Below are 4,633 nucleotides of genomic sequence, written 5' to 3'. Positions count from 1 at the left end.
GCGCAAAATCACCGTCATTGCCAACCGACATCACAAATGGTGTCCATCATCAGATAGTGGACACGATCATCGCGCCACTCTTCAGACAACTATCTCCAACATCGAAATCAATGCCAGGCGGCCGCTAGCGAAGGGATACTGCTGACCGCGGTGATCGACTGGTTCACGCGCCGAGTGTTGTCGTGGCGGGTGTCGCTCACAGTGGAGGCCGCATTCTGCAGCGTGGCAGTGAATGAGGCCATCGCCCGCATCGGCAGGCCCGATATTTTTCAACACCGTGTTCAAGAGATAGTCGCAAGTCCATGGGCTGCGAGTTCACGAAAGTGGTCTCCGATGCGGGTGGGCAGGTCAACATGGATTGCATGGGCTCGCGGCGGGACAACGTCATGGTGGAGCGGTTCTTGGGGCGGACGATCAAATACAAAGAGGTCTATGTCCACGCCTGTACCAACGTGCCCGAGGCCCGGGTCGCGATTGGCCGCTTGAGGTCTGAGCGCGCCGAACAGCAGGGTGATGAAGACGCGCACGAGAAGTCTCAGCCACTTGAGCAGGAGGCTGAAGTTGTATCCGGCAGCAGCGAGGATGGGATTGATCGCGTCGCCTTGGGTTCCGGCAAGATAGTTCCGGTCCACACGATGATCGTACTTGATGTGGCCGATCACGGGTTCGGCGGCACCACGGCGTTTCATCTCGCGCTTGATGGCCGGCGTCACGCGCCGCTTCTGGCCTGAGGCAGAGGCCTTGAACGTGTAAGAGCGTGCGGCGCATTGCGGCCGCGATATCCGGCATCGGCGAGAATGCGCTCGAGGCCGTTGCCGATGGTGCTCTCCCTGTCGGGGATGAAGGTCGCGAGAGTGAGGCCGTCAAAAGAACTGCCAGGGAGTGCATGGGCATGAAGGGCAAACTGCCCCCCCCTCGAGCGGTGCAGCGTGATGGCAATCGAGACCTTCACGCCGAACTCGTAGGGCCCGTGGGCCTTAAGTTAGTGGTATGCGAGTGCTGCGATTGATTTGCACCAACGCATCGTATGTAAACCAAAATCGTTGACAAAATCACGCAGTGACGCTACTGAATTGAATATGACACAGGGACAATGTCGCGCCGCAAGAGCCTTGCTTGATTGGTCGCAAAGTGACTTGGCGAGAGCTGCGCACGTATCAATTTCAACTGTGCGGGATTTCGAGAGTGGGCTGCGGACCCCGATTGCCAACAACATTTCTGCCTTGCAGCGCGCGCTAGAGTCAAAAGGAATAGTGTTCCGAAGCGGGAGCAAACTCGGGATAGAGTGGATCCCATCTCTGGACACCGCGAAATAACTAAGCATATTAGAAAGTGGAAATCGGCCAAATGGTTCCGATCCTACTGAGCAATTCCGGTGGCGCATCCAGCCCGTTACTGGCGAAAGAGTAATAAGCCGCGCGATATCCTATTCGAGTCGATCAGAGGATCTGGGTTCAGAGCCGCGACGATCCGGCTGACTTCAACTGACATGCGGTTTATGAGCCTTCCTGATCTACACCGCTGTCACAACGTCCGATGCAATGCGCGCGTCGGACAGATACAGTACGTCAAGAACGGCAATGCCTCCAACTTCGGTGCGACCGTTGCCCTTCAGTCCGACAAGCTGACCGAGATGATCTGTGCGCTTCGCGCGCCCTACAAGCAGTGCGGCAAGGTGGGCTGGGTGTTGAACTTGACCTCAGCAGGCGTGGTCCGCAAGTTCAAGTTCGGCGCGACCACGGATTCTTATGTCTGGCAGGAAGGCATCAGTGCGGGCGATCCGGCAATGTTGCTGGGCCATCCTGTGTGGCTGGACGAGAACATGCCGGACCTGGGTGCCGACACCTTCCCGATCGCATTCGGCAACTGGGAAATGGCTTACAAGATCGTCGAGAAGGCTGGCATCCGGATGCTGCGCGATCCTTTCACCAGCAAACCGAATTTCTTGTTCTACGCCTTTCGTCGCGTCGGTTGTGGCCTAGCGAATTCGGAGACCATCAGGTCAGCCTGAGAACATCGACCATTGCTCCGAAACATCGCCCAGTATTCAACCGTTGGCGAGTCAGATTCGATTTGAAGTAGACACAGCCGTAAGCGCCATCCTCACAACACGAAGTCCGTCACGTCGAGCACATGGGAGCCGGTAAGTACAATGCGCATGTCGGCGGCGTTGCTACCGGTCGTGTTGATATCCACAATCGTGTTGGAGCCGGCGGCGAATGCTCTGATCTGGCCAAGGCCGGTAAAGGCGGCTGCGCCAACGAAGATGAAGGCATTGTTGCCGGCAAGGACGCTGTTGGCGTCAATAGTAGAAAGGTTGATCTGGTCGGTAGCCCTCTCGTTGAAATCCACGATGGTGTCCCTTCCGACGGCTGTAACGGTCGACTCCGTGATGTCGTTGTAGTCGAATACGTCGCTGCCATTCCCACCCCTCAGCACATCCGGACCGATGCCGCCAATGATGACGTCATTGCCTCGGCCACCGTCCAACTGATTGGAAGCGCCGTCGCCCCTGAGCTTGTCAGCGAAAGTTGAACCTGTGAGATTCTCGATTCCAGAAAGCGTGTCACTGCCCGTGGATGACCCGGTGTTTTGCGCACCAGCGATGAGCAGGCTCACGACAACCCTTGCCGTTGCGGTGGAATAGCTCGCCGTGTCGGGCAGGTCATTGGCGCCAGTGATGATATCATTGCCGCCTCCGCCAATGAAGGTCTGGTTGCCGTCGAAAACCCCGCCGGACGCGCCTGTGAGGGTATCGTTGCCGTCGCCGCCAATGATCGTGCCACCTGAGGCGCGCAGAACACCAGTGAAATCGCCGGTGCCGGTGAAAACAATCTTGTCGATGAGGTTGCCACCGAAAAGCGCGCTACTGTCGTAGGAATTGAGCGACGTGCGCACTTCGTCGATGCCGTCACCGCCAGCGGAAACGATATCGAATGCGTTGTCGACAATGTAGACGTTGTGGCCGCCAGCGCCGTACATCACATCTTCGCCGGTGCCACCATCGAGATAGTCGTCACCATTGCTACCCTGCAAGTAGTCATTCCCGCCCCGGCCTTCGAGGTGCACGCTGGCGGGGCCGGGAACTTCGCCGATGGGGAACACGAACCCCCGCAGAAGGTCGTCACCCGCGCCGCCGATGATGGTGTTGCCGTCGATCGAACCCGTCACAGCGAGGCTGGTGATACTGTCATCTATGCGGCCTGAGAAATCCACTACCCCTGCAGTGGAAATATTGAAGCTTGTAACATCGCTGAAGCCATTGATGTCAGTGAACAGGCTGAACTGGTTGAATTGCTCTGCAGTCGCGACAATCAGATTGGTCGCTTGCAGCACTTCAACATCAGCGAAACTGTAGTGCCTGATGTCGCCGCCCGCGCGCACCGTATCAGTGCCGGTGCCACCATCGAACGTCGCAGTCCAGCCGTCCACTGGCCTGCCATATGCGAGAAGGAGATCGTTGCCGCCATCGCCAAACAACAAATCCGTGTCGCCCGCCAGAGCCGTGTCGACGACTGAGCCGAACGTGTCGTTGCCGCTGCCGGCGCGCGCGATGTCGCTGCCTGCACCGGTGTAGATGGTGTCGCTGCCGCTGCCGCCGTTGATGGTGTCGTCGCCATCATCACCGTTGATGATGTCGTTGCCGTCATCGCCAAAGATCTTGTCGCCGCCCAGGCCGCCCGAGATGCTGTCGTCGCCGGCGTTCCCATGCAGGAGATCGACCCCCGCTTCACCAGTCAGGGAATCATCACCATCGTCGCCGTTCAACTTGTCGTTGCCGTTTCCGCCAAGCAGAATGTCGAGGTCGTCGCCTCCAGAGACCTCGTCATTGCCATCACCGGCGTTCACCGTATCGGCGAGCAAACCTGCAAAGATCAAGTCATCACCGCCGAGCCCGAAGATCTGGTCCGAACCGGTGTTTTTCCAGTCATCCGGCGGTGGTGGACCGCTTGCCGGAAAATTGTCGGCACCTTCGGTGAGAACCCAGACTGGCATGGCTGTTGCTCCTGATTGAGGAAGGAATAGCAAGCACGGAAGCCAAAGAGTTCAACACTAGCGCGCGGACGCGATCCCCACAACTCGAAATCTGTCAACGCAACATGAAGATACATAACGAACTGCTTTCCGGGCATGTGCCCAGTAACGTGTTCGTCGCAGAACCTTGTAGTTCAGCACGCTGTAGATAGAGGGCGCGCTCATATGGGTCTGCCGAGCAAGACAAACAGTCGCATTATCCATTGCTGGCGACCATTTCTTGCGGTTGATCCTCTATCATGTGCTCCAAAATGCCCCTCCGTCCGCAAATGATCAGGGGGTGCCGCAGCTGACTCACGATGTTCGTCGGTGACCGGGGGCAACTGTCCCAACTTTGGTAGATGGAAGCGGTCCTGATTTTGCACTCAAGCAGATGGAACTCATGCATCGCCTCGCCGCCGAACTCGGCCTGATGCCCTCCGTGCGCAGCCGGGTAGAGACGGTCAGCCGGACTTTCGACGGGGATGTCCCGTACTCTGTTGAAAATGCCAAGGCTGGCGTCGCTGGTTGAACCTTATGCAGCATCGGCCAAGCGGTCAACTGCATGGGAGGCTGGCTGCTCGGTCCGATGGTTTTGAAGTGCGGCCTTGAGGATTGG

3 protein-coding genes and 1 pseudogene are annotated in these 4,633 nt (G+C 57.8%); 2 read left to right on the top strand and 2 right to left on the bottom strand.

The annotated features are described in order from the left end of the window. Window positions 1–479 precede the first annotated feature (479 nt). Window positions 480–979 (bottom strand): annotated as a pseudogene (locus ACEW8Q_RS05380) (IS5/IS1182 family transposase); the annotation flags it as partial. Window positions 980–1,079: 100 nt separating this feature from the next. Here ACEW8Q_RS05380 and ACEW8Q_RS05375 point away from each other — a divergent pair. Together ACEW8Q_RS05375 and ACEW8Q_RS05370 are read left to right on the top strand one after the other, a co-directional pair. After that, window positions 1,080–1,316, top strand: a complete 237-nt coding sequence (locus ACEW8Q_RS05375; protein WP_373503029.1) for a multiprotein-bridging factor 1 family protein — start codon at window positions 1,080–1,082, stop codon at window positions 1,314–1,316. A 59-nt stretch (window positions 1,317–1,375) separates the two neighbouring features. Next, on the top strand, window positions 1,376–2,011 hold the full coding sequence (locus tag ACEW8Q_RS05370; RefSeq protein ID WP_373503028.1) for a phage major capsid protein: 636 nt from the start codon (window positions 1,376–1,378) through the stop codon (window positions 2,009–2,011). Between the two features lie 92 nt (window positions 2,012–2,103). Here the strand turns inward: ACEW8Q_RS05370 and ACEW8Q_RS05365 are convergent, their stop codons facing one another. Continuing rightward, window positions 2,104–3,996 carry a calcium-binding protein gene (locus tag ACEW8Q_RS05365; RefSeq protein WP_373503027.1) on the bottom strand — a complete coding sequence of 631 codons (1,893 nt, stop codon included), beginning with the start codon at window positions 3,994–3,996 and terminating at the stop codon, window positions 2,104–2,106. Window positions 3,997–4,633 lie beyond the last annotated feature (637 nt).

The sequence above is a fragment of the Aestuariivirga sp. genome, from assembly GCF_041738905.1.
In the GTDB taxonomy this organism is placed as follows: Bacteria; Pseudomonadota; Alphaproteobacteria; order Rhizobiales; family Aestuariivirgaceae; genus Aestuariivirga.
The sequence above is the reverse complement of the archived record's forward strand: the minus strand, read 5'-3'. Positions and strand labels throughout refer to the sequence as shown.

What these genes read in the sequence shown, in the direction of transcription:
- ACEW8Q_RS05375 (WP_373503029.1), top strand. Translation starts at nt 1,080, where the DNA reads ATGACACAGGGACAATGTCGCGCCGCAAGAGCCTTGCTTGATTGGTCG.
- ACEW8Q_RS05365 (WP_373503027.1), bottom strand. Translation starts at nt 3,996, where the DNA reads ATGCCAGTCTGGGTTCTCACCGAAGGTGCCGACAATTTTCCGGCAAGC.